General features: G+C 58.5%; 35 protein-coding genes. 4 read left to right on the top strand and 31 right to left on the bottom strand.

All coding sequences use genetic code 11. The annotated features are described in order from the left end of the window. The first annotated feature begins 195 nt into the window (after positions 1-195). The gene (locus CAF87_RS03865; protein WP_085731192.1) at positions 196-381 is read left to right on the top strand and encodes a hypothetical protein; all 186 of its coding nucleotides are present in this window, start codon (positions 196-198) and stop codon (positions 379-381) included. Between the two features lie 5 nt (positions 382-386). Here CAF87_RS03865 and CAF87_RS03860 read toward each other — a convergent pair whose 3' ends face one another. From CAF87_RS03860 to CAF87_RS03755, 22 genes are all read right to left on the bottom strand, one after another. Beyond that, positions 387-617 carry a hypothetical protein gene (locus CAF87_RS03860; protein WP_085731193.1) on the bottom strand — a complete coding sequence of 77 codons (231 nt, stop codon included), beginning with the start codon at positions 615-617 and terminating at the stop codon, positions 387-389. Positions 618-641: 24 nt separating this feature from the next. Then, positions 642-1,406, bottom strand: a complete 765-nt coding sequence (locus CAF87_RS03855) for a C40 family peptidase (protein ID WP_085731194.1) — start codon at positions 1,404-1,406, stop codon at positions 642-644. A 1-nt stretch (position 1,407) separates the two neighbouring features. Further along, positions 1,408-2,157: a phage minor tail protein L gene (locus CAF87_RS03850; protein WP_085731195.1), complete on the bottom strand. Its 750-nt coding sequence runs from the start codon at positions 2,155-2,157 to the stop codon at positions 1,408-1,410. A 9-nt stretch (positions 2,158-2,166) separates the two neighbouring features. After that, on the bottom strand, positions 2,167-2,505 hold the full coding sequence (locus CAF87_RS03845) for a phage tail protein (protein ID WP_085731196.1): 339 nt from the start codon (positions 2,503-2,505) through the stop codon (positions 2,167-2,169). Further along, positions 2,505-5,834, bottom strand: coding sequence for a phage tail tape measure protein (locus CAF87_RS03840; protein WP_085731197.1), 3,330 nt, complete (start codon positions 5,832-5,834; stop codon positions 2,505-2,507). The genes CAF87_RS03845 and CAF87_RS03840 overlap by 1 nt, the downstream gene beginning before the upstream one ends. Beyond that, positions 5,831-6,103, bottom strand: coding sequence for a DUF1799 domain-containing protein (locus tag CAF87_RS03835; protein ID WP_045122089.1), 273 nt, complete (start codon positions 6,101-6,103; stop codon positions 5,831-5,833). Before CAF87_RS03835 ends, CAF87_RS03840 begins: the two co-directional genes overlap by 4 nt. A gap of 44 nt (positions 6,104-6,147) precedes the next feature. After that, positions 6,148-6,528, bottom strand: a complete 381-nt coding sequence (locus CAF87_RS03830) for a phage tail assembly chaperone (protein ID WP_085731198.1) — start codon at positions 6,526-6,528, stop codon at positions 6,148-6,150. A gap of 9 nt (positions 6,529-6,537) precedes the next feature. Then, the gene (locus CAF87_RS03825) at positions 6,538-7,194 is read right to left on the bottom strand and encodes a phage tail protein (protein WP_085731199.1); all 657 of its coding nucleotides are present in this window, start codon (positions 7,192-7,194) and stop codon (positions 6,538-6,540) included. Between the two features lie 71 nt (positions 7,195-7,265). Then, positions 7,266-7,682, bottom strand: a complete 417-nt coding sequence (locus CAF87_RS03820) for a phage tail terminator-like protein (RefSeq protein WP_085731200.1) — start codon at positions 7,680-7,682, stop codon at positions 7,266-7,268. After that, positions 7,679-8,332 carry a hypothetical protein gene (locus CAF87_RS03815; RefSeq protein ID WP_085731201.1) on the bottom strand — a complete coding sequence of 218 codons (654 nt, stop codon included), beginning with the start codon at positions 8,330-8,332 and terminating at the stop codon, positions 7,679-7,681. Before CAF87_RS03815 ends, CAF87_RS03820 begins: the two co-directional genes overlap by 4 nt. Beyond that, on the bottom strand, positions 8,329-8,697 hold the full coding sequence (locus CAF87_RS03810) for a hypothetical protein (RefSeq protein ID WP_085731202.1): 369 nt from the start codon (positions 8,695-8,697) through the stop codon (positions 8,329-8,331). The genes CAF87_RS03815 and CAF87_RS03810 overlap by 4 nt, the downstream gene beginning before the upstream one ends. Before the next feature lie 16 nt (positions 8,698-8,713). Then, positions 8,714-9,217 (bottom strand): DnaT-like ssDNA-binding protein, encoded by a 504-nt coding sequence (locus CAF87_RS03805; RefSeq protein WP_085731203.1) that lies wholly within the window; start codon positions 9,215-9,217, stop codon positions 8,714-8,716. Between the two features lie 61 nt (positions 9,218-9,278). Beyond that, positions 9,279-9,863: a hypothetical protein gene (locus tag CAF87_RS03800; protein WP_085731204.1), complete on the bottom strand. Its 585-nt coding sequence runs from the start codon at positions 9,861-9,863 to the stop codon at positions 9,279-9,281. A gap of 45 nt (positions 9,864-9,908) precedes the next feature. Then, positions 9,909-10,871 carry a major capsid protein gene (locus CAF87_RS03795; RefSeq protein ID WP_085731205.1) on the bottom strand — a complete coding sequence of 321 codons (963 nt, stop codon included), beginning with the start codon at positions 10,869-10,871 and terminating at the stop codon, positions 9,909-9,911. A 12-nt stretch (positions 10,872-10,883) separates the two neighbouring features. Beyond that, positions 10,884-11,612: a hypothetical protein gene (locus CAF87_RS03790; protein ID WP_085731206.1), complete on the bottom strand. Its 729-nt coding sequence runs from the start codon at positions 11,610-11,612 to the stop codon at positions 10,884-10,886. 138 nt (positions 11,613-11,750) lie between these two features. Further along, complete coding sequence (locus tag CAF87_RS03785; RefSeq protein WP_085731207.1) at positions 11,751-12,500, bottom strand: hypothetical protein; 750 nt, start codon at positions 12,498-12,500, stop codon at positions 11,751-11,753. Positions 12,501-12,524: 24 nt separating this feature from the next. Then, positions 12,525-13,613 carry a minor capsid protein gene (locus tag CAF87_RS03780; RefSeq protein ID WP_085731208.1) on the bottom strand — a complete coding sequence of 363 codons (1,089 nt, stop codon included), beginning with the start codon at positions 13,611-13,613 and terminating at the stop codon, positions 12,525-12,527. Next, positions 13,588-15,006 (bottom strand): DUF4055 domain-containing protein, encoded by a 1,419-nt coding sequence (locus CAF87_RS03775; protein ID WP_085731209.1) that lies wholly within the window; start codon positions 15,004-15,006, stop codon positions 13,588-13,590. Before CAF87_RS03775 ends, CAF87_RS03780 begins: the two co-directional genes overlap by 26 nt. Beyond that, complete coding sequence (locus CAF87_RS03770; protein ID WP_085731210.1) at positions 15,003-16,304, bottom strand: terminase large subunit domain-containing protein; 1,302 nt, start codon at positions 16,302-16,304, stop codon at positions 15,003-15,005. The genes CAF87_RS03775 and CAF87_RS03770 overlap by 4 nt, the downstream gene beginning before the upstream one ends. After that, a complete protein-coding gene (locus CAF87_RS03765) occupies positions 16,291-16,752 on the bottom strand; it encodes a DUF2280 domain-containing protein (protein WP_085731211.1) in 462 nt (153 codons plus the stop codon). Before CAF87_RS03765 ends, CAF87_RS03770 begins: the two co-directional genes overlap by 14 nt. Before the next feature lie 31 nt (positions 16,753-16,783). Further along, the gene (locus CAF87_RS03760) at positions 16,784-17,407 is read right to left on the bottom strand and encodes a putative metallopeptidase (protein ID WP_085731212.1); all 624 of its coding nucleotides are present in this window, start codon (positions 17,405-17,407) and stop codon (positions 16,784-16,786) included. 52 nt (positions 17,408-17,459) lie between these two features. Next, positions 17,460-17,792 (bottom strand): phage holin, lambda family, encoded by a 333-nt coding sequence (locus CAF87_RS03755; protein ID WP_085731213.1) that lies wholly within the window; start codon positions 17,790-17,792, stop codon positions 17,460-17,462. A gap of 258 nt (positions 17,793-18,050) precedes the next feature. Between CAF87_RS03755 and CAF87_RS03750 the strand changes: the two genes are divergently transcribed. Continuing rightward, positions 18,051-18,299 carry a DUF6555 family protein gene (locus CAF87_RS03750; RefSeq protein WP_085731214.1) on the top strand — a complete coding sequence of 83 codons (249 nt, stop codon included), beginning with the start codon at positions 18,051-18,053 and terminating at the stop codon, positions 18,297-18,299. Between the two features lie 83 nt (positions 18,300-18,382). Continuing rightward, positions 18,383-18,634, top strand: coding sequence for a hypothetical protein (locus CAF87_RS03745; protein ID WP_085731215.1), 252 nt, complete (start codon positions 18,383-18,385; stop codon positions 18,632-18,634). A 25-nt stretch (positions 18,635-18,659) separates the two neighbouring features. Here CAF87_RS03745 and CAF87_RS03740 read toward each other — a convergent pair whose 3' ends face one another. Next, on the bottom strand, positions 18,660-18,968 hold the full coding sequence (locus CAF87_RS03740) for a hypothetical protein (RefSeq protein WP_085731216.1): 309 nt from the start codon (positions 18,966-18,968) through the stop codon (positions 18,660-18,662). A 380-nt stretch (positions 18,969-19,348) separates the two neighbouring features. Then, positions 19,349-19,663 (bottom strand): FxLYD domain-containing protein, encoded by a 315-nt coding sequence (locus CAF87_RS03735; protein WP_085731217.1) that lies wholly within the window; start codon positions 19,661-19,663, stop codon positions 19,349-19,351. Between the two features lie 196 nt (positions 19,664-19,859). Between CAF87_RS03735 and CAF87_RS03730 the strand changes: the two genes are divergently transcribed. Beyond that, positions 19,860-20,108 (top strand): hypothetical protein, encoded by a 249-nt coding sequence (locus tag CAF87_RS03730; protein ID WP_085731218.1) that lies wholly within the window; start codon positions 19,860-19,862, stop codon positions 20,106-20,108. Positions 20,109-20,202: 94 nt separating this feature from the next. On the opposite strand, the gene CAF87_RS28935 is transcribed toward CAF87_RS03730, so the two are convergent. From CAF87_RS28935 to CAF87_RS03700, 7 genes are all read right to left on the bottom strand, one after another. Beyond that, entirely contained in the window at positions 20,203-20,406 is a 204-nt protein-coding gene (locus CAF87_RS28935) for a hypothetical protein (protein ID WP_139831708.1), read from the bottom strand. A 131-nt stretch (positions 20,407-20,537) separates the two neighbouring features. Continuing rightward, positions 20,538-21,218 (bottom strand): hypothetical protein, encoded by a 681-nt coding sequence (locus tag CAF87_RS03725; protein ID WP_085731219.1) that lies wholly within the window; start codon positions 21,216-21,218, stop codon positions 20,538-20,540. Further along, positions 21,215-21,820 carry a recombination protein NinG gene (locus CAF87_RS03720; RefSeq protein ID WP_085731220.1) on the bottom strand — a complete coding sequence of 202 codons (606 nt, stop codon included), beginning with the start codon at positions 21,818-21,820 and terminating at the stop codon, positions 21,215-21,217. Before CAF87_RS03720 ends, CAF87_RS03725 begins: the two co-directional genes overlap by 4 nt. Further along, positions 21,817-22,287, bottom strand: coding sequence for a hypothetical protein (locus CAF87_RS03715; RefSeq protein WP_085731221.1), 471 nt, complete (start codon positions 22,285-22,287; stop codon positions 21,817-21,819). The genes CAF87_RS03720 and CAF87_RS03715 overlap by 4 nt, the downstream gene beginning before the upstream one ends. Beyond that, on the bottom strand, positions 22,280-22,759 hold the full coding sequence (locus CAF87_RS03710) for a hypothetical protein (protein WP_085731222.1): 480 nt from the start codon (positions 22,757-22,759) through the stop codon (positions 22,280-22,282). The genes CAF87_RS03715 and CAF87_RS03710 overlap by 8 nt, the downstream gene beginning before the upstream one ends. After that, positions 22,756-23,553, bottom strand: a complete 798-nt coding sequence (locus CAF87_RS03705; RefSeq protein WP_085731223.1) for a hypothetical protein — start codon at positions 23,551-23,553, stop codon at positions 22,756-22,758. Before CAF87_RS03705 ends, CAF87_RS03710 begins: the two co-directional genes overlap by 4 nt. Further along, on the bottom strand, positions 23,540-24,466 hold the full coding sequence (locus CAF87_RS03700; protein WP_085731224.1) for a helix-turn-helix domain-containing protein: 927 nt from the start codon (positions 24,464-24,466) through the stop codon (positions 23,540-23,542). Before CAF87_RS03700 ends, CAF87_RS03705 begins: the two co-directional genes overlap by 14 nt. Positions 24,467-24,509: the final 43 nt, after the last annotated feature.

Here is a 24,509-nt window from a genome sequence, read left to right as displayed (position 1 = left end):
AGACGAAATCACTTCGAATAAGTACGATCCCTTCCCGCCTCAGAACAAACATCAGCACGCCAATGGAACCCCGATCCAGTGGCGCCTCATCGTACAGACGCAGACGAAGGGGTAAAGGATTCCCCAGTCCTTTGCCTGCAAGCCCAAGGACTGGGATTGCGCCAATTTCGGCGCGTTTATGACCTGGAGGTCAATATGAGTGCAACGCAGCTGCAGCAAATTTTGCGATCTGCCGAACAAAATGCAAACCGTATGCTGAGGTTCGCTCCTCAGGATCATCAAGGGCAGGAATTTGCGAAGGCGGCGAATGCTGCAATCGAAGACTTGGCGAAAGCGGTAGTCGCGCTCCATAAGCGAGTTGCGGAACTCGAGGACAAATAGCGTCCTCAGGCTGGAGCGGCCCCTGCCGCTTCACCCAGCCTCGTTTCGAAGGAGATTTCGGTATCTCGCCCCTCAGGTCCCGCCGGAAACATCGTCGAGCAGAAAACCGAGATTAAGCGCCCTTCTTCGAACGCGGAATCATCTCCGTACTTTTCCTTCAAAGCGGCAACAAGCTCGCTCTGCGTCAAAGTGAATTTCTCCACCTTGTAGTGCACTATTTCAACTGTTTTTCCCATGTCGTCTCCTGCGGCCTTGCCGCGTCACGTGGATGATTGTGCGTCTTTGTGCCTGAGAATCAGGCGAGTTCTGTCATGCCAGGGTCCACCATAAACGATGACCTCGGACGGCCTGCCGTACAGGTGGTGCAGCAGAAAAGGCCCTGGGCCAAATGTTGCTGCATCCTCGCCGGGCAATGCCGGATCGGTGCCGAGGAAGATCCCGGCATGGTTAGGGTGAACCGTCCGCCCCACTTCCATCACGATCATGTCGCCGCGTTGTGGCTGGTCGACTCGGTAGAAGCCGGCGGCCTCGTAGTTCGCCTCGTACAGGCTGGTGTTGTCCTTGCTTTCCCACCAGCCGTCGGCGCGCTTGAAGGTTTCGAACTCCAGCCCCCACTCGCGTTTGTACCAGTCGGCGCAGACCTGCCAGCAGTCCCAGGCGCCGTGCACGAATGGCCGCTTGAGCAGCGGCACCTCACCGGAAGGCACGCAGGTGCGCAGATCGCCCTCGGGCCAGCTGATGATGTGCCACGGCATGGCCGTCGCCTCACACATGGCCAAGTCACGGGGTGACGGCCTGCTGGTTGCGTCCGGATGCGAATGCACCACACCGATCACCTCGCCGATGTCCTCGGCCGCTGCGTACTCCTCCGGGTCGATTCGAAACTCTTCGTTCGGCTCGGTAGAGACGTTGCGGCACGGGTAGTACTGCTGCTTTCGCCCCACCGCCAGCAAAAGACCGCAGCATTCTTTCGGATACTCCGCTGCCGCGTGCACCTGGATCGCGTTCAAAATGTGTTTACGCATATCAGCTCCGGGCAATGAGAGAAACTGCGGGAAATCCACCGAACGGGTATGGGTTGCCCTCGCCGAAGCGCGGGATGCATCCCTTCCCCAGCGTGGCATCGCACTCGTCCAGTTCGGGGTTGTCGGTAACGATTCCGTCCTTGGTCAAGTATGGTCCGGTGTAGCCACAGTTCGGCCCGCGGTAGCCCCCGGTGAGGCACCAGTGGCAAAGCGTAGTGGCCTGCCGGCCAATCGACTCATTGCCGACGTCGCCCGGGCTGGCTAGCTCCCAACTGACGTTTTCCCCGTCCTCATTCGTCTTCTGGTCGATGTACCAGACCTCGATCGTCTCTTGGGTTGGGTCTGCCGTTGGATTGCCCGCCGGGAAGTTCGCCGCGTCGAGGTAGCTGCCGAGCGTGTGCCGCATCGTCAGTTTGAACTCGAGCAGATCCTCAAACGCCAGACAGAGCGCGGTGATGCGCCCGTTGACGTTACCGACCGACAGAGTGGGCCTCACTGCCGTGCCGTCGCCGTTCGCCTCGATGCCTTCGATCTGCATCGGCCACGCGCTGTACTCGTTGCCCTGCCAGTAAATCGCTTTCGCCGGCAGTTGGTCCGCGTCGTCGCCGGCGGCGATCAGCTCGGCCGTCGTATGCGGGATCGCGTGCCCGTGGAAGCGCAGAATGTCCGCGCCGTAGTCCGTGCCGTCCAATTCAAAGAGCAGCACTTCACTGCCAGGTTCAAGCACCTGGATGTCACTGATCAGCGGCATTATTGCCCCTTATGGTTGGAATGCCCGTTCGAACGTGGCGGTGAGTTTGAAGACTCCGCCGCCCCTTGGTGTGGGAGCGGGATTTTTGCAGGTGAACAGGCCGAGCTCCCCGAGCGGTGTTGTCCAGAGAAACGCCTTCGCTCCGGCATGCCGGTCAAGGAACTTCATGATTTCCAGCACCGTGGCCTTTTGGCCGACGCAGGTAACCGGGTAGGAGTCCTCTTTGTTGTTCGGGCCGTCGCCGACGTTCTGCGCGTAGCCGTTTCCAAACTTCGAGGTGCGCACTCGATAGGTGATATCAGGCGTTTCCCCGCGCTCGGTTGGCCAGGTGAATCTTTCGATGGCCATCAGCCCCTCCCATTTGTAAGGCGCCAGATAGAACCGCCCGGCTGCAGCGCTCTGGCAATAGCAGTTTCAGCCTCGGTTTTCGCAGCCTGCTGGATGCTCTTGCCAAGCTGGTTGGTTGTCTCTTGCGAAACACCCGCCCCGTCGCTCCCGGATGTCTGCACCGAGACCGCCACCGGAAAGTTGTACGTGTTGCCCCCACCACCGGACATTGCGGCCAGTGCAGGCCCGCCACCGGTAGTCAACGGCGTGACGCTACCGCCGTTGGCGCCAGTCATCAGAAACGACCGGCCGCCCTCGTTGTAAAGCTCAGGCCCTAGTTCGTTGACTTCGTACAGAGAGTTCGGCGCAACAGGCCCGCCAGCAGCCCGATATCCAGAGAGATCAAACCCTGTGTAGCCGGCCTGCGATGCTCCGAGATCTGACGACACAGCACCGGCAGATCCGGCGGCCAATCCATTCCCGCCGCCACCTCCGAAGTACGAACCAGCGGCTGACGCGGCGAGACCAAAAAGAGCGCTGAGCCCTTGTGAAGTAGCCTGTCGAGTGGCGATCTTCGCCATATCTGCCAGCACCGACTTGGTGAAGTCAGAAAACGAGAATTTGCCGTTGATGGCGAAACTGGCTACAGCATCCTCTGCCGAGCTGAATGCATTAGTGAGCAGGCTTTTCGTCTGCCCCGCCGCATTCTGTGCAGACTCCAGATAGTTCTGCCATGCCGACGAGGCTCCGGCACTCCAGTCGCCCTGGGCTGCCGTCATCTCGTCGTAGTTGGCTTGAACCGTGTCGTGCAGGTCCTGCTGGGTTGCCTTCAGCGCCGCCAGCTTCTGCGTGTACTCGTCGAGGCTCATGCCGCGCGAGCCATCACCGTACTGATTTGCAAGATCCAGCTTCTGCTGATTGAAGCGATCGTCGATGCCGTTTTGCTGGCTCATCAGATCACGCTGACGATCGCCGAGGCCGATGCCCGCCGCCGCACGCTGGCCCTGCTCACGCAGAGTTTTCACTTGTTGCTGCAGCGCGCGGCTGTAGGTATTGACGGCCTCGGTCTGCTTCTTCAGCCGGCCTTCTTCGTTCTTCGCCAGCACGCTCAGTTCGGTGTCAGCGTCCTGCTGTACCTTGACCATGGCGGCCCGGGCGTCGGCTATTTTCTGGTCAAGCTGAATGCGCTGCGCAGCTGATGTACCTGCCTTGCCCTTCGCCGCTTCAAGCGCGGCGATCTCAGCCTCATATGCAGCAGTGACCTCATCACGCTCGTTGCCGATCATGGCCTCGCGCGCTTGCAGATAATCTGCCTGCGAGATCAGCCCGGCCTTCTGCGAAGCCTCCAAATCCTTTTGCGCATTTTTGTACTCGGCGAGCACGGCATTGAGCGCGTTTTTCGAATCGTTGAACCCGGATAGATCGACGCTGCCAGCGCCCGCCTTGGCATCCTTGTTTTGGTCGTCGATTGCCTTGCGCAACTGGTCGTAGGCGCCACCGGAAAACTTCTTCCCGTCAAACTGAACGCCATCCAGCAGTGCGGACTTTTGGCCAGTCTTCTCCGCGTTCTGATAGAGTTCGGTGAATTGATCGTTGAGCTTCTTGTACGCATCCTTGCGCTTTGCGAGCGGGTTCAGGTTGTCCATCTGCTTGTCCAGTTCCTTCTGGACAGCGATCAATTCCTTGTTCGCCCGAGTCGCTTCGCCGGTCGCGGCAGTGTTGCTTTCGCTCGCAGATAAGCGTGCCTTCAATCCTGCAAGCTTGGCCTCCAGTGCCGGCGTCGAGTCGTCGTTCTCACCGTCGTTCAACCCCAAAAAGGAACTGAGTGAGCTCAGCCCATTCGATATCGCACCTGTGACCCCGCCCCCTTTCCGAGTATCCAGCACGCGCTGAGTGATCTCGATCTGCTTTGCCAGGTCAGGGAAAATCTCTGACCGGACTTCAGCGTAGGCGCCCTTGATGGCCACCTTCACTCGATCCCAGTCACGTTCGATATCGGAAAGCGATTCGCGGTAGCTCTTCAGGCGCTCCTGGGCGGACTGATTGAGATTTTCACTCAGGGTGTCCAGCGCTCGCTGATGGTCTCCCTGATCATCAATCGCCTTGATAGTCTGGTACTGCTCGTAGGTGAGCAGCCCATACTGGTCGCTGATCTTCTCTGCGGCTTCTGTAGCGGTGTCACCGGCATTCGCGAGCGACTTGGCGATGTCTCCAGCGCCCTTCCCTGTCACCTCACCAATTGCTGCGGCGGCCTGAGCCAGGTTCTGCATTTGGACGCCGCTGGTAGCGGCACCGGAAGCCAGTGCAATCACCGCCTCGCGAGCGCCTGCGAAGTTCTCAGTGATCGCCCCGGCGGTATCGGCCATCACCTTGAGGCTGGCAATGCTCTGACCGGCATCGTTCGATCCGCCGTTGATGGCGACGTTGAACTCGCGGGCCTGCTTCTGTGCGTCGATGTAAGCATAACCCAGCGCGCCGAGGACACCGGCCAGCAAGCCGGCGGGAATCAGTGCTGCGGCCAAGCTCTTGGCAGACGCGCCCGCACCGGCGCCGAGCTGAGCAACAGCCCGTGCACCACTCCCCCAATCCCCAGACTGTAGGGCATTGGTCAGCTGCATCACGTTTTCTTGAGCCTGGCGGGTGCCGAGCTTCAGCTTGTCGAATGCAGTTTCTGTCGCGGTCAGGCCGTCACGGTCTTTGCCAATCTTTGCCAGCGCCTCACCGTAACGAGTGGCGTCGATCTGCCCGGCCTTGTACAGATCGTTGAGCGCTTTCTCCTGCGCCTCCAGCTTTGCCAACTTCGCAGTGACCGGGTCGATGCCGTTGACCGTGCGCTTCAACGCCTCGATCTGACGGTTTTCAGCGTCGATCAGCCGCTGCTTCTGCGCCATCTCCTTGGCTTCGGCTTTCTCGATCCGCTCATACGCCTTGCCGAGCCGATCCTGATAGGATTCCTGCTGCTCGATGGTGACGAGACCGCCCTTCCTGGCTCGCTCCAGCAAGCCTTCAGCCTGGATCAGTTGCTCCATGCTGCCGATGTTGCCAGACATCGCCTTGTCGAGCTGGCTGATGATTGCGATTTCACTGGCCGCGCTGGCACCTGCCTTGCGGCTGGCATCGACCTGGCGCTCTTTGGCGCCCGTCGCCTTGTCGATGCCCTGAGCAGCCTCGTTCTCGGCCTGGCTGATCTTCTTGCCGGTGTTGGCCAGGTCCTCGCCAGACTTACCGAGATCATCAATCGCCTTTTCGGCATCAACTGCCGAATCGACCAGCTTGTCGAGATCGTCAGCCGCCTTGGATGCCGACGAGGAGTTCACCTCGATACCGAGGGACGCGAAGGTGGTGCTCATTTACTGTCCCTCTGTTCCGCCATCACCCGCAGGGCTTCGGCTTCCATGACACGGATGTCTGGAAAGACGTCGGCGACCTCCGACCGGGTGAGGCCGAGAAAGCCGGCGACATGGCGAATTGACGTGTAATCGAGTCCGGTAGCGCCGCACGCGCCTGTACGCCACTGGGTGCCCATGGCCTCGAAGACCTTGAAGGCCTGCCAGACATCAGGCCAGACCTCACAGATCTCATCGGGTATGTCACGAAGAGAAAGGCCGAAGGCCGCCAGCGATTCGGCTGACGGCCCCGGCTCGTACAGCTTGCGGGAGACGCTTAGGAGTTTCCCAGGCGCGCCTTGCTGAACGCATCGGAATAAGCGGCCAGCACCGCGCCCGGCGTGGCGGCGATGGATTTGACCAGGATGCGCAGGTTTTCGTCGGTGAACTCTTCGGCGATATCCCAGCCGGCGACAATCGCCTTCAACTGCTCGACCTGCAGATTAATCAGCAAAGCCGTGAACTGCTCAATGCCGGCCTCTTCCGCTTTCTCCTTGAGCGCCTTGTGACGCTCACCCCACTCCGCGTAGAGCCCGGCCAGTTCGGTGCGATCGCGATATTTGAATTCGAACTCTACGCTGACCGGGTCACCGCCAACCGTTGGCAGCATGACGACGTGCTTGAAGGTTGGATTCCGGGCGAGTGTGAACTTTGCCATGTGCCTTCCTTACGCCGAGGCGCTATAGCGGGTTGGGCGGCCGGTCAGCGCGATGCTGATAACGCGGGTCATCAGGTTGTTGCGCGACATGGCCGGGGTCGAGGTGATCGAGACGTAGCCGTTGTAGATGATCCGGCTGCCGCCCGGCAGGTTCAGGCGCAGAACGCGGGCCTGTTTGTCGTCGTCAGCGGCCTCGCAGACATCGACATAGGGCTGCGACGGATCGTCGGCGACCGTGATGCTCAGCGTGATCGGGTTCTTGGTGGTCGGCATCTGGCGGTCATCATCGTCAGCCAGGAAGCCGAACGTCAGAAACTGCTGGTCGCCGCCGCTCGACCCGAGCTCGGTGATTTTCGAGATCTCGGTGAAGGTCGTTACCTCGCGGGCGGCACCGACGCCCGAGCCGGCCGGATACTGCTGAATGTTCGTGGTATTCACGCCATCGAGCGCAAAGGTGCCGCTTGCAATCTCGCCGACTTGCACGGCGCGGCCGTCCAGGCGGGTCCAGCCAGAGCTGAGGGCGATGATGTCGCCCTCGGCCAGACCGTGGGCTGCCGCGGTCGCCACTGCCGGGTTGGCATTGGTCAGGGCGGTGAATGGGATTGCAGCGCCGTAGGCGGAAGCAATTTCGAACGTTGCGCCGTTGGGCATTTGAATGCCGGCCATGGGGTTTTCCTCTCTTTCAGAAATGACAAAACCCGCTCAATGGCGGGTTCTGGGTTTGCCCAATGGGCGGATTAGTTGGTGTCGGCGCGGTACGCGAACGAAACCGGAACTGTGTAGGTCGTGTCGTCTGGGATACCTGGTCCCTGATCGACTGGCGTCATTGTCACCACGGTCAATGCATTCTTCGTGATTCGCTCGTACAGCGGAAACAGCGCGACGATCTGGTCAGCCAGCGCGCCCGCCGCGCCGCGATACTTCCCTGCTGGTGTCACGATGCTGACCTGAAACACCCCAGTGAACAGCCTGTGATCACCGCCGAGCGTGCCGCTTGCGGTGTCGCCCGGCAGAGTGAAAGCTCGCAGGTAGGTGACACCATTTCCGGGCTCATAGGCCTCGTTCTCGACGACGACCTTGATGGGTGTCGGCAGAGCCTTCGCCCAGGCAATCAGTTTGGCCTCGAAGATCGAAGCGATGATGTTATGGCTCATACCTGATTGTTCCTGATGGCTGCGTCGACGATCTGCTGGAACCGCGCGAGCGTGATGCGCACCATGCCGCCCGGTGCCTGTTTGGAATGGCCGTACTCGAGCGGTACCGCATATGGCAGGTTGTTAACGATGTACGCCGTTTGCCCGATCGTCAGCTGCTCGACCTGAAGCCTGAGCTTCGCCAGCGTGACGCCGCCGGCCGGATCGACCTGATCAAGTTCGCCTTCTGCCGGCGCCCCGATCGAGAACTGCCAGTTCCCGCGAAATCGGCCACCGACGTAATCCTTGCCAGCAACCAGTCCATTCACGCTGAAGTTCTGGTCGCGCTCGGTCTTTGTCAGTGGCTTGGCGTACTTCACGCCGCGCTTCAGCTTCCCGGCCTTGGTGAAATTGCTCTCATCGAGATTGATGAGGGTGTTGCGAACGGCGACCTTGAAATCGTAGTCATCGGCGGCGCGGGTGTTGGTTGCGCGATGCGCCACGTTCGCGGCCCAGATCTCGGGGTTGCCCACCGGAGACATCCGGATGACGCTACTGCCAATCTCGATCACGATTTCGCGGAAGGTGGCGTCGAGCCCGGCCTGAGCCTGCTCGGCAAACTGGCGGATGTTCTCGGCGAAACTGCCGTTGAGGCCTGAGTATTTGCTCATGACCGCACCTGAAGCTCGTACAGGATTGGCGTCCCGGCGGGATTCACCTCTTTCAGCGGCGGCACGATGGACCAAGTGCGCCCCTGAATTATCACTTTGTTCAGTAGGTCCGGTACCCACTCCAGCCCCTGCGCAGCGATTTTCAGCTTCTTGTCGCCCTGCTTGATGAGGCTGTTGTTCTGGAATTCCTGACCGGTGAAGTCGAGCAGGATGCCTTGAGCGGTCTGCTCGATGGTGGCGCCTGGCGATTCGCCGCCGATATCCGGATCGTACTCGCCCGGCTCCGTCTTGCTGATGGTCACGGGCTGGCCGAACTCTGTGATCATCTCCAGAGCCATCACGGCCATTTCGTCATAGAAGGCCATGTTGGCTCCGTTTCAGCTATGCGCGCACTGCGAACAGACCGCGCTTCTGTAGATAGTCAGCAAACTGGGTTGCGCTCGGACGATCCGGCGCCGCCGGCAACAGTCGGCCACTGGTGTTCGGGATCGTCGCGTATTCGCGAGTTACCGCGCCCTCGACCCGTTCCAGTGTTACCGCACCCTTGCGTTTCTCGATCGGATCGACGTCGTCGGTATGGATCTCGGCGGCCAGCGCCATCTGGCCGTATTGGATTCTCGCCGGTAGGTAGTTGTCGGGCTTGATCTCGTAATCCAACTCGACACCGCGGCGCGGCCAGGACAGAGCCTGTTCGCTGTTGGACTTTCGCCCTTTCCACGTCATACCGTCCATTGCCAGAGCGGCCCGGCGTAGCAGCGCTTCCTGTGCTGGCACCTCCGCCGGGATGGTCACGCCAAACTTCACGGCGTACATGGCCAGATCTTCGGCAGATGCGTAGCTTTCGGCGTCAGGCTTGCCGGTACCGTCCTCTATGATGAGAGTCATGAATCAGCTCGCTGTGTTGTTTGAATCGGGCGCCAGTGAGTAGGCACCCGGATTATCACGCCTATGGTAGTTCCGAAACCGCCTTTTCCAGCGACTCAACCGAAGCATTCGCCCGGTACGGCACATTGGCCGCGTCGAGTTGCGCTTTGAGTCCGGCGATCTTCACGACATTGTCGACGGGTTCTGCCGCTGCCTTGAGGCGCGCTACTTCAGCGCGCAGCGATTCGATCTCACGAGCCAGATTGTCGCGCTCGCCCGTGAGGGTTTCGAAGCCATCATGAAGGGCTTTCAGCGCACCGAACAAGCGAATCGGCAATTCGCCAGCGCCCGGGTGTTCCAGATCCGATTGCCCTTCGACGGCTTCGATCAGTCGCAGTATGCCGTCGCGCTCGGCGCGAAGCATGTCGTTGTCCTGCTCCAGGCTGGCGATGGTGTAGGCACGATCCGAATTAACCGACTCGCTGATCAAAGGCTTCAATATCGAGACTTCGACACCCTGTGCCTCATAGGCGTCGACCACCTTCGGCCAGTCGCCAATCACCACCGCGTGCGTCACACCCGCTTCAGGCCGATCAAAGTGAGCAGGATTGCGGTACCGCTTTTCCGGATCGAAGTCCGAATTCTGAGTGGAGTAAACCAGTTCCATAAATGTCTCCGTAGCGGCCATCGCTGGCCGCTGTCAGGGCCAGTATCAGCCGCCGGCTTGTGGCGTAGTGGTCAGGGTGATCATCACGCCCGCAGTGACCTTGTTGCTGTCAGCATGCTTGACCCAGTTGGCAGCCGAGCCGACCGCAGCCAGCGTCGGGTTCGAGCCGCCGGTAGCGTCCTTCCAGCTGTAGCCCAGCACATCGATGTTGACGGTACCTTCAGCGCGGTAGCCGATACCCAGGTTTTCTTCGTCGTCGACCGTGTAGGAGCGGAAGCCCGGAGCTTGGGATTCGGTGATCACCACCGCATTCGGCAGCAGACCGAAAATCACGTCAGCCGGCGCGGTGTCGGTTACCAGCACCGGCTTACCGAGAGTGCCCGGCAGTCCGCCATAAATGACGACGCCTGCTTCTTCGTAGATCTTGTTGGTGATCGCCTCGTCTACGATGTCGAAGTAGGCGCTGGAGTGCATGACCCACAGGGCGATACGACCGAACTTGTCACCAAACTTGCGCATGCCCCGGGTCAGGGTCTTCTTGCCATCCGTTTCAATGTTGGCGGTGACCACCATGCCGGCGTTGGAGCCGATTGCAGCGCGTAGCGCGGCAGTGGCGTATTGGATGAAGCCTTCCAGAGTGGCGTCAGCAACGTCGGCGCCGATGATCTGGGAGAACTCGTCGACCGGACGGCCGCGGCGCTTGAACGCCTCTTCGGTGGTTTGGTACGGGCCGTATTTCCACGGTGCCTTGACGCCAACGGCCTCGCCGGCGCCGATCTTCTTTGCGGTCACTTTGCCGGTGGAGTTGACGTCGCGATGCTCCAGCGAGCCGCCGATCTTGTAGAACGAGCGCTTACGGAAGTCGCCTTCGATCAGCTCGTTGTCGAGCACGATCGCACCGTTGGAGGATGCGTTGAACACGTCGAGGTTGTCCTGGACACGCTCCAGGTATGCGGTTTGCGCCTCATCGTTGTAGATGATCAGGTCGCTGTTCACAGTCGTTGCCATGGGTGAATCCCCTTACTTGGGCAATTGCAGATATGCGGTTTGGCCGTGCTTGCGCTGGTAGACGCGCTTTTGCTCGGCAGTCATTTCGGAGCGCTTGAATGCAGCCTGGCCGCCACCCCCGCCCGGGGCTTGTGTCCCTGAAGCCCTTGGCCACAGATGAGGTGCGCTTTCGCGCAGAGATTCCGCCCATTCGAGCGGAGTCAGAGGGGTCTTGCCGTCTTTACCGAGGATCACCTGACCGGATTCATCAACGGCGACCGCTTCCCCCTCTTCGTTCAGCGAGAACACGCCTTTGGCGCGCAGGATGATGTCGTCGGTTGCTTCCGGCAGTGCGCCGGCTTTCAGCGCTGCTCCTCGAACCGAATCGCCCAGGACTTTGCCCTGGAACTTGGCGGCGAATGCCTCAGCCTTTTCGGCCCGCGCCGTGAGCGCCTTCAACTGCTTATCGTTGTCGGCGCGCAGGCGCTCGGTGCGACGATTGAACACCTCGTCCACCTTGCCCTCAGTCAGCAGCTTGGTTTCTTCGTCTTGGCCGGCCCGGCTGAGCAAGCCTTTGACGGCGTCAATGTCGATGCCCTCGAACTGGGTTTCGAACTGGCTGAGCTTGCCGGTGGTTTCCTTCAGCTTGCCCAGCAGCTCGGAGTTTTTGGTTTTCAGACCAGAAACAGAGGCCTCAACGGCAGTCGCGATAGCGGCCTTGATTGCCGGGTTGTCCAGGTCGATTTCGTTTTCTTCTGCCACGTTGATGCACCCTTTGGGTAAGTGTTGCCCGCTTTGCAGACAATAAAAAACCGCCCGAGGGCGGTTTGCTTTGAAACAATGAATCTTATTTAAAATTACTTGCAATTAAGGTTTGAGATTAAGAGGCACAGGAAAAAATTATTCCTTGGATGCGAACTGTCGAAGCTCATCAAAAAAAGCTTGGTCTTCCGCTATTTTTTGTTTGGCTTCCTTCTCCGCTAACGCTCTGTGTTTAGCAATAACTATCGAAAATAAATCATCAACTAGACTCGAAGCCATATCATGGCTGACGTCGTCATGAGCCAATCTAATCACAATTTTCGCTTTTGCTTTTCTATGGGACTCTAGGGCAGAGAAATACTCTTCATTCAGTCCATAACTCATATCACGAGGGCGAACTCCGTTTTGACTTAGGGAGGCTACCAATGGCGCTGCCAATGCCTCTGCAAGTTTTTCAAAGCTACCACCATCTACCTCGATCAGCTGTAGCACATCACCTCGCTCAAGCCGCTGAGGAAACTGCAGATTCAGTTTCTGCACATTTGAAAATGGGAGCTTACACCTGAGTTCCTTTAAATGAATCTCAGCACCTAAAACGGTTACGGGTATTAGTCCCTCTGAAACAATACGCAGCGTCCAGGAACGGGGCTCACTTTTATCAATGACGAGAGTCCTGATTCGCTCCTTTTGCGATTGAGCAAACGACTGCCATAGTGCAACACCAACGGCAAAAAATGTACCTAGCCCGGCAACCCAGTCACCCAAACTCCCCCAGTTAAGTACATATTTTGTAGTCGAACTTGGATTTAGGTTTATGCCCAGAGTCAGGCCTAAAAGGCTGCTCACCGCGCACGCAATAAGTAAGCCGAATACAACAAAATACTTCATACCACCTCCATTTTATTGGAGGCGTTATAGCAAGCCCGCACGCTCAAAAGCCAGCGGTTCCAGACTCTTCATCTGCACCAGCGTCAGCGGTGCGAAGTTGCGATCAAGCTGCAGCTGCGCGAAGCGCTCGACACTCAGGCCGCCCTCGCGGAACAGTTTTGCCCGCACCGGCCCGATCGCCACGTCCTGAAACGACGCGGGCTGTTGTTGAAGCCAGTGGTAATAGTCGAGGCTCGCGCTGACCTGCCCGGCTCCACCTGCGCCCACCGCCGCCCGCGTAGCGTCCTTGGCAAACATTTCGCTGAGCTTGGTCAGCAGGACGAATGTGGTACGGCAATTCGGGTGAAACGGTGGGCGCGGGCCGGAATCGACCGGAAACCGTCGCTTATCCATCGACCGGCATTGCTGGCTTGTCTTGCTGTCCAGCGTGGCGACCATCTCAACTTCGGACACGATGTCCGTATTGGCATTGGCCACCTCCATACGCGCCTGAGACGACACATGTTGAATCGCGGTGTGCACGACCGTGCTGGCATTGCGGTTGGTGGTGGCGAGAACCCCGTCCTTGTACCCGGCTGCCTTGGTGCCGCGAATGTTGCGGATGATCTGGAAGTTCGTTTGACCTTCGAAGAATCCCTGCCGGATCGTGCCGGTGACTCGCTCGCGCTCGGCACTGGTCCAGCCCTTGATGAACGACTTCAGCAGCTTACCGCCGCCGGTGCCGCGCACACTGAGGGGGTTGGTCAATACCGCCGTGCGGATAGCCGCCGCCGTCGGCGCGACCACATCAAGCGAGACACCTACCGGCGCTGACCGGCCTAGGCTCGCCGCCTCAAACTCAGCCTCGTAGTTAGCGATGTCAATCAGGTCGAGGCTCAGTTGCGCGCTGTAGCGGTCGAAGATGCCCAGCAGCAAACTGTCGACCTCTTTCAGCAGAGCCTCCAGCCGCTTCACGTTGAATTCGTTCAAATCCGACTGGGTGAGCCGGTCGCGGATCGAGCGGTCGATCTCCATCAGGAAGGGCGCGAACTTGCCGACCTCCCCAGCCTTCAGCCTCTCAAGGAAGACCGCGTGCCGAATCGTGGCGTCAAGGATTGCCTGGTTTGCCGCCATCTGCTTTGTCCTCATCGTCCAGGCCCAAGCCGTCACCCTGCTCTGCCAACTCGCCATCGATTTGCTGGTCGGTACGCTCAGGTGCAATCAGGCCCAACTTACGCAGGTACGCCCGAAGATCCGCTTTGGCAAATCCACCGTTCTGCCATAGTCCGACCAATGCGGTAATCATTTGCGGATCTGCCGTCAGTTCAACGAATTCTTGATTGATCTGGTAGGCGACCTTCGCGTCGTCGACGCCCATGTAGGTGCAGCACCACATGATCGCCCGGGTGTACGCCTCGCTGACGTTCGCCACACACCCGGCGAGCACCGAAGTCGATGCTGACTGATCACCACGGGCTTCCGTCGCCGTCTTGGACGAGAGAGAGGCCACGACCATCCGGGCGCCGAGTTCGATCATCATCTGGTTCTTGTCGGCCATGGCCTCCTTCACCAGCGTGTTCGGCATCGGCTGGGCGTACCCGAAGGCCCCACCTGCTGGCAGCATCATTGGCGCGCGGGAGCCGACGTAAACGCCGTTCTTCTCCATCCAGTCGCGCCACTGCTCGTCCAGACCGGAAATCCATGGCTGGGCTTGGCCACACCAGAAGACGCTGTCTTCGTAGTCGGCGCTGTTCCGGTAGTGGCCCAGGTTGATCATGGCGATGTCGTAAAGCGGTGACTCGTCGATACTCGGGTCGTTGTTCTGCGCGCCGACAAAGGTGAATGGGATCTCCTTCAAGCGCCCGGCGGCACCGGTGGGCTTGAACTCCTCAACCACCGCCAGTGGCCCGCCGCCTTTCGGCCCGGACCGGCGCCAAACTCGGCAAACAAAGCCGTCGGCCTCAAGTGCCAGCTCCCGGTACTGCTCGACCACTTTGAAACCGAAGCCGTCTTCGATCTCCGGTGATTCGCGCAGCACCACCAGAGTCAACACGCTGTGCCCGTTCACCATCCCTGTACGCCAGTTGATGATGTCTTCGGCGCAGTACGACAGGATCACAGAGTGCCCACCGGTGCCGGCGTCTTGGTGATAGTCGACGTACAGACCATGCCGCCCGGCCTCAAGCACCTTTTCCAGCGTGCCTTGCGAGTGCTGGTAGATGCTCACGCCGGAACCGTTGGCGTCGTCCTGCAGGTACTCCATCTTCTTCGCAACCGCCAGCGTCGGGTCCTTGTGGAAGGCCAGCCCCAACAGCCCGTTGCGCGTGTGTCCCGTGGCGTTCTTGAACACCGCCCGTTCGCGGTAGGCCTTGTTGCGGTCCTTATTCTCAGGCGAAGTGTCGTGTGCGTTGATGTACGGCAGTCGTTCAACAACCCTGTGCTGACCAGCGCAAACATCGCGCACGGTTGCCCAGCGATCCAGCACTTCGATGTAGTCCGCCCGCTTGAAGGAGACGTCGTTGCTCATCGGGCGTATCCCATTTTGATAGCGGTGACCGGTTTGATGATCGGGTACTCGCGGTGAATGAAGTAACCGCCGCCGTCGTTGGCGTGGTCGTTGCCTTGGCTCTTGTCCGGTTCGCCATTGGGCGCCCAGATCTGCTGCTCAAGGCCGTCGGCGTAGGTCGGGCATGTAAACGGGTTGACCAGATACCGCCGTTCGCCCTGCGCATTGCAGAACATGGCGTTCATGGCGTTGATTCGATCCTTAACTGGCGGGTTGGCCGCCGGCGCGATGACCGTGAAGCCTGCCTGCTTCAGCATGGCGATATCGGTGAGGCTGGCATTGACCGACTTGCGCGAATCGCCGGAGGCGTCCGGGTAGATCCGGATCTCGCAGGTCTTCTTGTAGTCGTTGCCGGTGTGCTCCCAGTATCGCTCTTTGATCCGACGGATCATGTCCGGTGTGTCATAGCCATCCATCAACTCGTCCACGGCGCGCGGCAGGCCCTGCTCACGTTTGACGTGGGTGATCGCCGCCATCTTGCCGACGTTGAAGTCCATGCCGATAAACAGCGGCTCACCAGGCTGCACAGTGTCGAAGCACTGGTTCAGCTTGCGGTCGTAAGCGTGGTAGATCGACCCGGACGTCAGATTGACGAACTGGCCATTCAGGTACGCGCGGATCAACTGCTCGGGATACGACTCCATCAGCGAGGCGATGTAGTCGTCGGGCAAGTTCAGCTCATTGTCGAAGGTGCTGGCCTGGATCAGCCCATACATTTCCTTCAGCGCCGGCTTGTCGCGCAACTGCTTCACGAACTGGAGAAAGACGAACTTGAAGCCTTCCGGCGTTGTGGTCACGTCCACGCCGTTTTTCAGCCCGGGCATGTTGTACCGCATCCGGGCAATGATCTTGCGCCAAGCCTGCTGAGCCTTGATCGACGTCAGCACGTCCAGCTCATCGACCAGAGCGTGACCGATCTTGAAGCCGACGATGGTTTGCGGCTTCTCCATCGACCGGCAAATCACAGTGCCGCGATACTGCCGGCCGCTGTAAATGTGAACCTCATGGTTCGCCTGGTTGATCTTGGTCTTCAGCCCCCAGTCGTAGGCTACCTCCTCCATCGTGGGATAGAAGATGTCGCGGATCTGCGGGTAAGTCGGTGCGAAGTAGCCAGCGTTGACGCCGGGCCATTCCATGAAGTGCTTGCTCAGCGCTGAGCATCCGACCCAGGTCTTTCCTGAGCCGAATCCAGCGACGAATGCGCGAAATTTGTGGGGTAATAGGAGGAACTGCGACTGCGGAACGTTAAGGCTCGGCATTCGGCTTCCTCGCATCCACTACGTCGACCTGAATGCGCGTCGGGGTTGCTGGTTCGTCGTCAGGCTCATCCTTCCGATGGCGATTGACGTAGACGTCGCCGACTTCCTTCGCGGCCTGCTCGAGGATCTGCATGGCCAGGCCGATGTTCTTCATCGTCTCGGCCCGCTCGACAAACCGGTTCATGGCTCGTAGGCGATAGGCCCGATTGGCGATCGGGATCTCGGCGGTCTCTTCGCGGAAGCGCTTCCGAGCATCTTCAAACATCGTCACCCAGCGCTTGGCCAGGCCTTTCCCTGATGTCTTTGTCGGGTCGTGTGTCTCCACCTGTTGGCGGGTCACCGATATCCCGTATTCCTTTTGGACGGCTTCAACAACCTGTGAAGGCGTGTCGAAGCAGGCCAAGGCCTGAACGATAAAGGCCTTCACGTCGTTTTGAAGGGCTGCCATAGATTTTCATCCGTCCAGAGCCTGTCCAGAATCAGGCCGACTTGAGCAGACAGGTTCCGCAGGCCCTCGATATGTTCATTTGCCCCACCTCGGCAGGATTGTTTGCAGCGTCCACCAGCTCTTGCACTTGAGGGCTCGCCCCATAGCGACGCACCACACCGACGAAATCTTCAACGTCGTGTCCGCGCATCTCAAGTTTGGGCAATCCGTCTTGGGTGAATGCTGGCTGACCGTACTTATCGGTCGCTTGGGCTATGTGATACAGCTCATGCTCGACCAAGGCACAGAAGTCAGCGTCGGAGCACTGGGCGCAGTAGTCAGCAGCTAGCGTGATGATGTAGGCCGGCACGTCGCCGAACCAATCGCGCATCTGCTGTTCCATCCGGGCCTTCTGCCAGCCGCCTGCGCGAAACGCGACCTGTTCGGCCTGGCCCACCACAGTGCGACCCTTCCTCGTGAAGGCAGAGGACGCCCACATCACTCGAATGTCCGCATCGAGCAGATGGGCGTGGTCTTCGTTGTGAATGCTGCCGGTGTCGGCGAGGATTTCGGCTTGGAGCCATTCCCACACTTCAGGCGCTGGGATCAGGCGAATGCCGAAGCTGGACAGCTCAGACAGATCGAGCAGTGATGCCGGCGGCATTGGCCTATCCATTCACTCCTCCGTGTCGCGACACAATTTGCTGATTCGCGAAACGTGTCGCGACTTACTCGGCCTTGCGGGTCGGCAACTTGAAGTCAGTCACCCGATCCGCGATGTTCCGGATCTTCTCCACACCCAGGAAGCCAACCCAGCCACCGGCAAAGGTGGCCATGCTCTGTGGCAGGCCGAAAAAGTCCAAGCCGCTGATGATGGTAAGTGTCAGGCCGCCGCAGATGGCGCCTTCCACCAGCATCTGGCGACGAGTACCGCCACCGTAAGTGATCCGCAAGACGGCCATCGCGCAGGACAGCGCAGCCGCATAGAGGATTGGCGAATGCTGGCTCAACCACGCAAGCGCTATCGCCCATGTGTCTGGTTTGTCTGGCATGTTTGGCATCTCGGTTCCTCCCCCTTCAGGGAGTAATAATTAGTTGGCAGGTTAATCCTGCAAAGTTATAGCTTCCTTTGCACTCCCAATTCGGGAGATTGGGCTGAAAGCCATAAATGAAAAACCTCTACAAACGCAGAGGCTTTGTACAAATTAAAATCCCATTAATGTGATCGAAATCAGCAATTTATGGATTGTCAGACAATTCTTTGAATTTTCTATAACTGCAAATATCACTTACTCATGAGCCAAGAAGGAGCTGTACTTGTGAGTCAGGTAAACATTTTTGTGATTGAGTACAAACTCCACGGAAAACCGATGTCGTTTGTCATCCGAACCAAACTGATGAACAACGCGGAAGCTTGGCAATGGGCGAGCTGTGACGCCGGTATCGCTCCAATACCTAAGCCCGGACGCCCGCATCTCAAGCGGTTCTCGAAACCCATGGCGGAACGGTTTGGAATCGCCGACGTGAAGTGGCGCTCCACTACCTCCGTCACTTGGGAGGACACCTGAGCCTTGTAAATGGATTAACAGTCGACCGCAGAAGTGGCGCTCTCCGTTCCGATAGGGCGCATTTGAGACGTATGGAGGGACACATGAGGAGCAACCCGATAACTACATCAGACTGGCACGCAGCGACCGAACGCAGTAACGAACTGTTCCAAGAAGCGGATCGACTCAATGCCATCGCCTACGAGCTTCTAACCCATGCTGCTGAGTCTCCTGAAGCAATGGAAAGATACAAGAACGCAAGAGATGCCGCCGACGCTAAAACCTTGGAGGGCAAGAGAGCATGGGAGGAAGCAAGGGCAAAGCTCATCAAGCGTAAACAAAAAAGCCCGCAGTGAGCGGGCAATGAAAATGAACTGTGGCCTAGGCTCCTGATTCAGGGTCGCTGGCAGGCATGCCGCGAGGCTCCTTTACATCAACATCCTGAACGTTCGGTGCGTCATTCTGCGCAGACTTGCCGGCTCGTATGTCACTTCCTGGTTCAGGATGATCCGTGGCTACAGAGTTCGTTGCATCCACGTCCGTCATATCTTCATCAACAGGCGCATCGTCATCAGGCGGCAGCGGTACTTCCGAATCTTTATAGCGAGGGTCGTGCCTGGTTTCATTGTCAGTCGTGCGCGTCACAGCCTGCTGGGATTGATTGCCTGGTGCATTCTCGTCGATTTCCATAATGCTTCTCCGATCGGTGCGCGGGAATCCGTGCTTAAGCGTGTGAGGAGCCAGGTCGCGACAAGTGCCAGTCAGTGGACGAATGGCGTATACAAGCAATTGTTTCCAGAGATCTGAATAGGTGCGCTCGTCTTTCCGAGCTATCTGCCAAAGACCTTCGCAACGTCGACGCCCCTTTGCATCGATCTCGCCGATCTAGTCTCGCGCTACCCTGCAGCAGATGATGAGGTCAGGGTACACGGGCTGCCGGTGTTGATTCCGTACGTCGCACTATCCGGCTATCGACGTCCAGGCCTTCCCGAGGGCGGCCCTGGCTACAGGTTAATTCGAGGCATAAAAAAGCCCCACCGAAAGGCGAGGCATTTTGAAAAAAACTTCGATCAAAAAATCTGAACGTTAGTGACTTTCGCAGTCTTGAAATCCTGACCTGATACGGCAGAAAATTTCCAGCTTTCCCCTGGCCCGAGCCCGACTCCACTAGCCACAGCATTGCCGACCATGTTGCCCGCGCCATCGTAGACTTTGAATACGATAGTCGTAGTGCCAAACGACGCGTCCGTTTCATTGCGAGCGTAACCTTGGACAGTCGAATTACCATCAACCTTTACTACTCTCAAATCGGTGATCGAAAGGCGATCATCTGCCATCACTACCGAAGAAAGGAGCATTGCTGCGAGAGCTACGATCTTGCGCATTCGTGAAACCCTGAAAAGTGGATGAACCTCACTTTTACCTATCCGACCCATACTGTCAATATGATGGCGACAAGTAAATGGCACTCTCTTAAGGAATACAATCAGGCCCATCTACAAGTTTGGCAAATGATGAAAAACCGTGCTAACTAGCCCTTCAGGAGGAGCCAATCGGCGCCACCATGGAAGAGAAATTGCAATGCTCGTAGACATTTATCGCGACGAAGCCTTGGATAGAATCCTTATCGTAGAAGACGGGAAAGAGATCCCTCGAATTTCAGGTGAAGGTTCGAAGTTCTTGAAAGGCCTTACGTTTCACAGGAAGGTGGAATTCAAAGATCTGCCAACTGGGCTTCAGAGCGAAAAAGTCATGGCGTCACTTAAAGAGCGTGGATTTTACGCAGCCCGTCAAACTGTGACCGTTACTGAGGTCGAGATTCAAGACTGACCATGAAACAAAAAACCCGGCTTTTTAGGGCCGGGTTTTCGGATTGAGGCAGCCGGACAAGTGGCTTATTGCTCTTTTTAGGACTCTGAAAAACTCAGAAAACCTGAATGGTTAATGCGGGCAGGTTGTTGACGCAGTAGGCCGTAGAAGCATTTGCTACGAGATTTACAGGTGCTTTAGTAATAGCCAAATTCATACGCGATTCCCCTTCTTGTCCAAGTTGTTGTACTGCGTTTGGTAAATCAGTGAGTGCTTGCAGGAACCAAAAAATCAAAAGAACCACAAGACCTACTACCATCAACAACCACCCGGGTGTGACATAACCGCATGCCAGTGCTCGGTCATCAGTCCTACACAAGCAGGAATGACAGGATGGGTGAATAATGCGACATGGCGACATGACATTGCAAGCCCTTTTGAGGGACTAGTTCATGCCGCCTCGCTTTCGAGCACGCCCACAGCTTCAAGCATGTGCTGCGCCTCAACCAGAGCCTCGTTCACAAGCGACTCCAAACCCTCTTTGATGGCCTTGTTCCAGCGCTGGTAAGTGCGCTCTGTAAGTCCTTGGGAATCCCAGTTCGTCATGTCGTAGTTCGAGTCGGCCAAGACGATCATCTCGCCGGGCTTGTCCTCTGCTACTGCGCGCGCATGTTTGTTGGCCCGGGCGACGTCAGCATCTGCCGCAGCGTTGCGCCAGTCCCACTGCCCTTTCTCTTTGTTCTCCCGGTGCTTCGGCGCCTTGATCTGGGTTACCGCTCGCTGAATGCCTTTCACCTGCTGCGGCACTGCCCAGACCAAGATGGCCTGCTGCGTGAAACGCTGGGGTGCCGGAGTCTTCACCACGGCGACCAGGCGGCCGATGGAGTCAATCTTGCGGCCACGGTGCGTGCTGTACTTCGCCACCAAGGCGTTCCAATGCCGCGGGGCGAGCTGAGCGTGCAGGAGCTTGTGCACGATGCAGTCGGCCAGCAGCGCGGCATCCTTCCCGGATATCTCCCCCTTGAGCTTGCTTGCCTGCACCCGCGGTTCAACATTGCATCCGCCGGAACTGTTGATCGTCTCGGCGGCCAAGGCCCGGACTACTGCTGATATCACGTTGTGGTAGTTCATGCTGCCTGCCCCTTTTTCAGTGCACGGTTCTTGGCCCGGTATTCAGCCTTGATGGTTTTGATTTCTTCGACGGTGTACTTGCGGGGCTCATGAGGCCCCTCCAGCCAGGCCAAGGTTTCGGCGCCAATGCGCAGCACCAGCCGGATGCGGTACTCGACTGCGTTGCCGGACAAGTTACGATTGCACTTCACGCACTGGCGGTGGATGTTCAGCGGCTCGAAGCGCAGCTCCGGGCAGGCTCCAACGGATCGGTAGTGTCCAGCGTCCCAGCGGCTGCCGGTGATCAGGTCACTGTCGCTCGGCATAGAGTCGCAGCTGATGCATGGCAGGTGCGCGTCACGCAGGCGGACGTACTCATTCACAGCAGCTTGGGCTTCGCGTAGGTGATACGCCCTGCTCTTCAGCTTCTCTTTGCGTACCTTGATCTCGCGGCGCTCGATGCTGGCCAGCGACTTGCGCTTCTTCTCCTGCTTGTCCCGCGCGATGACAACGGCGCAGTCCGGCGAGCACCAAGACTGAAAGCTCACTTTCGGGACGAATGAGGCTCTGCAGGTTTTGACTGAGCACTTTTTCGGGCGCGGCTGCTTCCTTTCAATCGTCATGCAGCCTCCTGGCTCAGAAGATCATCGAAGTACACACCCTGCGGTGCGAAGCGCGCGACAATGCGGTCGGTGTACGCCACGCCTTGGGCTCGATTGAAAAGACTGGTCACAGGGAAACCGTCCGGGCCGAACAAATGACAGCCCCCCATCATTTCCAACTTTGTTGCGTACGGAAGATGGCGCATCACCCGGTACCACTCCGCCTGAAACCCGGCATATTCGTTCAGCAGGATCTGCACGCCGATGTGCAACTTGCAGTACCGGCGGGCGTCAGCCTCATCGCCAATCTGCGTCATTTCAGCGATGCGCTTGTACATCGCGAACCACAGTCGGTTCTGGTCCAGCGTTCGGTCCTTGCCGGGGCGCAGCGAGACCACGACGAACTTCTTGTCTCGGTACATGGCACTGATAGCGGTGATAGCCTCGGAAAGCTTGGCCTGGCAGTTCACGGAGATTTTGTCAGCCATGATCCACCCCCTTGATCACGCTTTTTTCGTTGCATAAACTCTGCTCACCAGCCTCATGCGCGCGCGAACCTTTCGGAAGTCTGAGCGAAAGCGAGAGGCTGGATTCTGTTCCTTCCCCGCCCGCTCGACTGCCAGCGGAATGCTCAAGCTCCCCAACCACTTCGCACGCTATGGCAAACGCCGCGTCGCCCAAGCGAGTCGACTGCATGATGCGTGTCATGCCTTCGAGCAAAGCATCGTTTTGTTCCTGAAACTGGCCGGCACCACGCTGCAGCGCTTGCACCTGTCCACGCAGCGCGGCGTTTTCCGCATTGACGTGGCTGAATTGAGTGGCGATGTGTTCTTCCAACGACACCTGGTCACGCTGCCAGTCGATCTCATCGTGGAAGTAACCGAAGCGCTCGCACAGGCTACGGTGGAAGTTTTTGAAGCCGGCCTCAGCCTGCTTTTTCTGTTCAGTGGTATCGGTCATCGAGCCGCGCTCCCTGCTTTCAATTGTTCGGCCTGCCGAATCAGCAGCGCTCGGCGATCGGCCAGATCGTTGGCTGCCAAAATTCGCAGTTCTGTTTTTTCCTCGTCCGAGGCTTTGCGCATCGCCAGCATCGAGTCCTTCACCGCGGCGAGCTTTTCGCGCAGCTTTGGCGAAGGCCGCGCGACCTCACCGGTGAGCAGCGCAACGACGGCCCTACCGTCTTCAGTGACCGGCGCGCTACTCAAGTCGGCCAGGTACTGCTGCGCGCGCTCCTGTGGGATTCGCTGCATTTGCAGGGCTTTGGTAATCGCCTGCGTGCGGCGGTTGGCGTCGAAGCCGACAGACACATGCCAGTTCACCTCTTTGCTGTCCTCCCGGACTTGCCCTACCAAACGCTCGTAAGCGCTGTTGAACGCCATGCGTGCACCGACCTTGTCGCCGGCGTCGAGGACAGGTTTCGCCGCAGCCAGTGCGAGCTGGATTTCGTCGGTCAGCACCACGGTTTCGAATTCATCGTTGGCGGTCATGGCGATCGCCCAGGCCTCGTCCTTGCCCGGGCGGCCGTCAGCGGCCTGCACTCGCTGGAGGATGTCGGCCATCGCCAGCTTGCCCTTAACCTCGAAGCGGCAGGCCTTCAGCGCGGCTTTCACGGCGGGCACCGAGTACGCGCAGAGGTCTTCAGCCATCATCGCCGCAGTGCCTGGATTCATTTCCTGACCCATGGACTCGGCGGTGGCGCAGATCGCTGCAGCGAGGCTGGCAACCTGCTGATCATCCATTTCAAATGTACTCATTGCGCTCCCCTGCTTTGCGCTTGGCCAAGACCATTTGCGCGGCCTGTTCGGCAGCGGATACGTTCGCCTCGGTGCGTTCCATCTGGCGTGCGGTTGTCCCGTTGATGCGCTGACCGGTCACCCACTGGGTGTGGTAGCTCTCGGCGTTAGCCAGCAGTTCGTTGAGGCTGTGGCACTTGCGCAGGACGGCGGCATCGCTGGTTTTCAGGTAGTGCGCGGCGACGTGGTGAGCGACATCAGCGCCGAGGCGGTCGACCAGTTGGCCGAGCTGGCCACCGACCTTGGCGTTCCACACTGGCCAGGTGATGTAGCGCTTGCGGTAGGCCATGGCGTAGTTCGCCCAGACCTTGAAGGTTTTGCAGGACTGGTCTTTTGGGCCTGGCATATCGGCAGGGATCTCGACCCGTGGCGTATCGGTTCGATCAACCACCAGAACCAGATTGCGGGACTGAGCCGGCACAACTTCGGCGGATGCCGGGGGTGCAATTGGTTCAATGACCGGTTCATTGACTGGTTCAGAAGAGTGACTGGTTCTGGGTGCAGCTCCTGCACTACCCCCTAGTGCAGGAGATTCACTAGGGGGTGAACTAGCTGCACTACCCTGGTGAATCTGCTGCACTACCCCTGGTGCAGGAGGTGCACCACCATCGAGGGTCAGGAAGTAAACGTTCGACGAGTTGCCCTTCGGCCCACCCTTCCTAATTTCCTTGCGCAGTAGCCCTGACTCACACAGCGCGGTGATGTGGTTCATGACGGAACGCTTGCTGATCTCGCACTGATCGGCGATGTGCTGATAGGACGGCCAGCACTCCCCCATATCACTGGCATTGTCTGCCAGCTTGATGAGCACCAGTTTGCGAAGTGGATTGCCGACGCGAAGCTTCATAGCGGCGACCATAAGGCCCATGCTCATGCGGCACCTCCAGCAACGAGCAAGGCTTGCTCGGAGTTCACAC

The sequence above is a fragment of the Pseudomonas sp. R38(2017) genome, from assembly GCF_002112395.1.
Lineage (GTDB): Bacteria > Pseudomonadota > Gammaproteobacteria > Pseudomonadales > Pseudomonadaceae > Aquipseudomonas.
The sequence above is the reverse complement of the archived record's forward strand: the minus strand, read 5'-3'. Positions and strand labels throughout refer to the sequence as shown.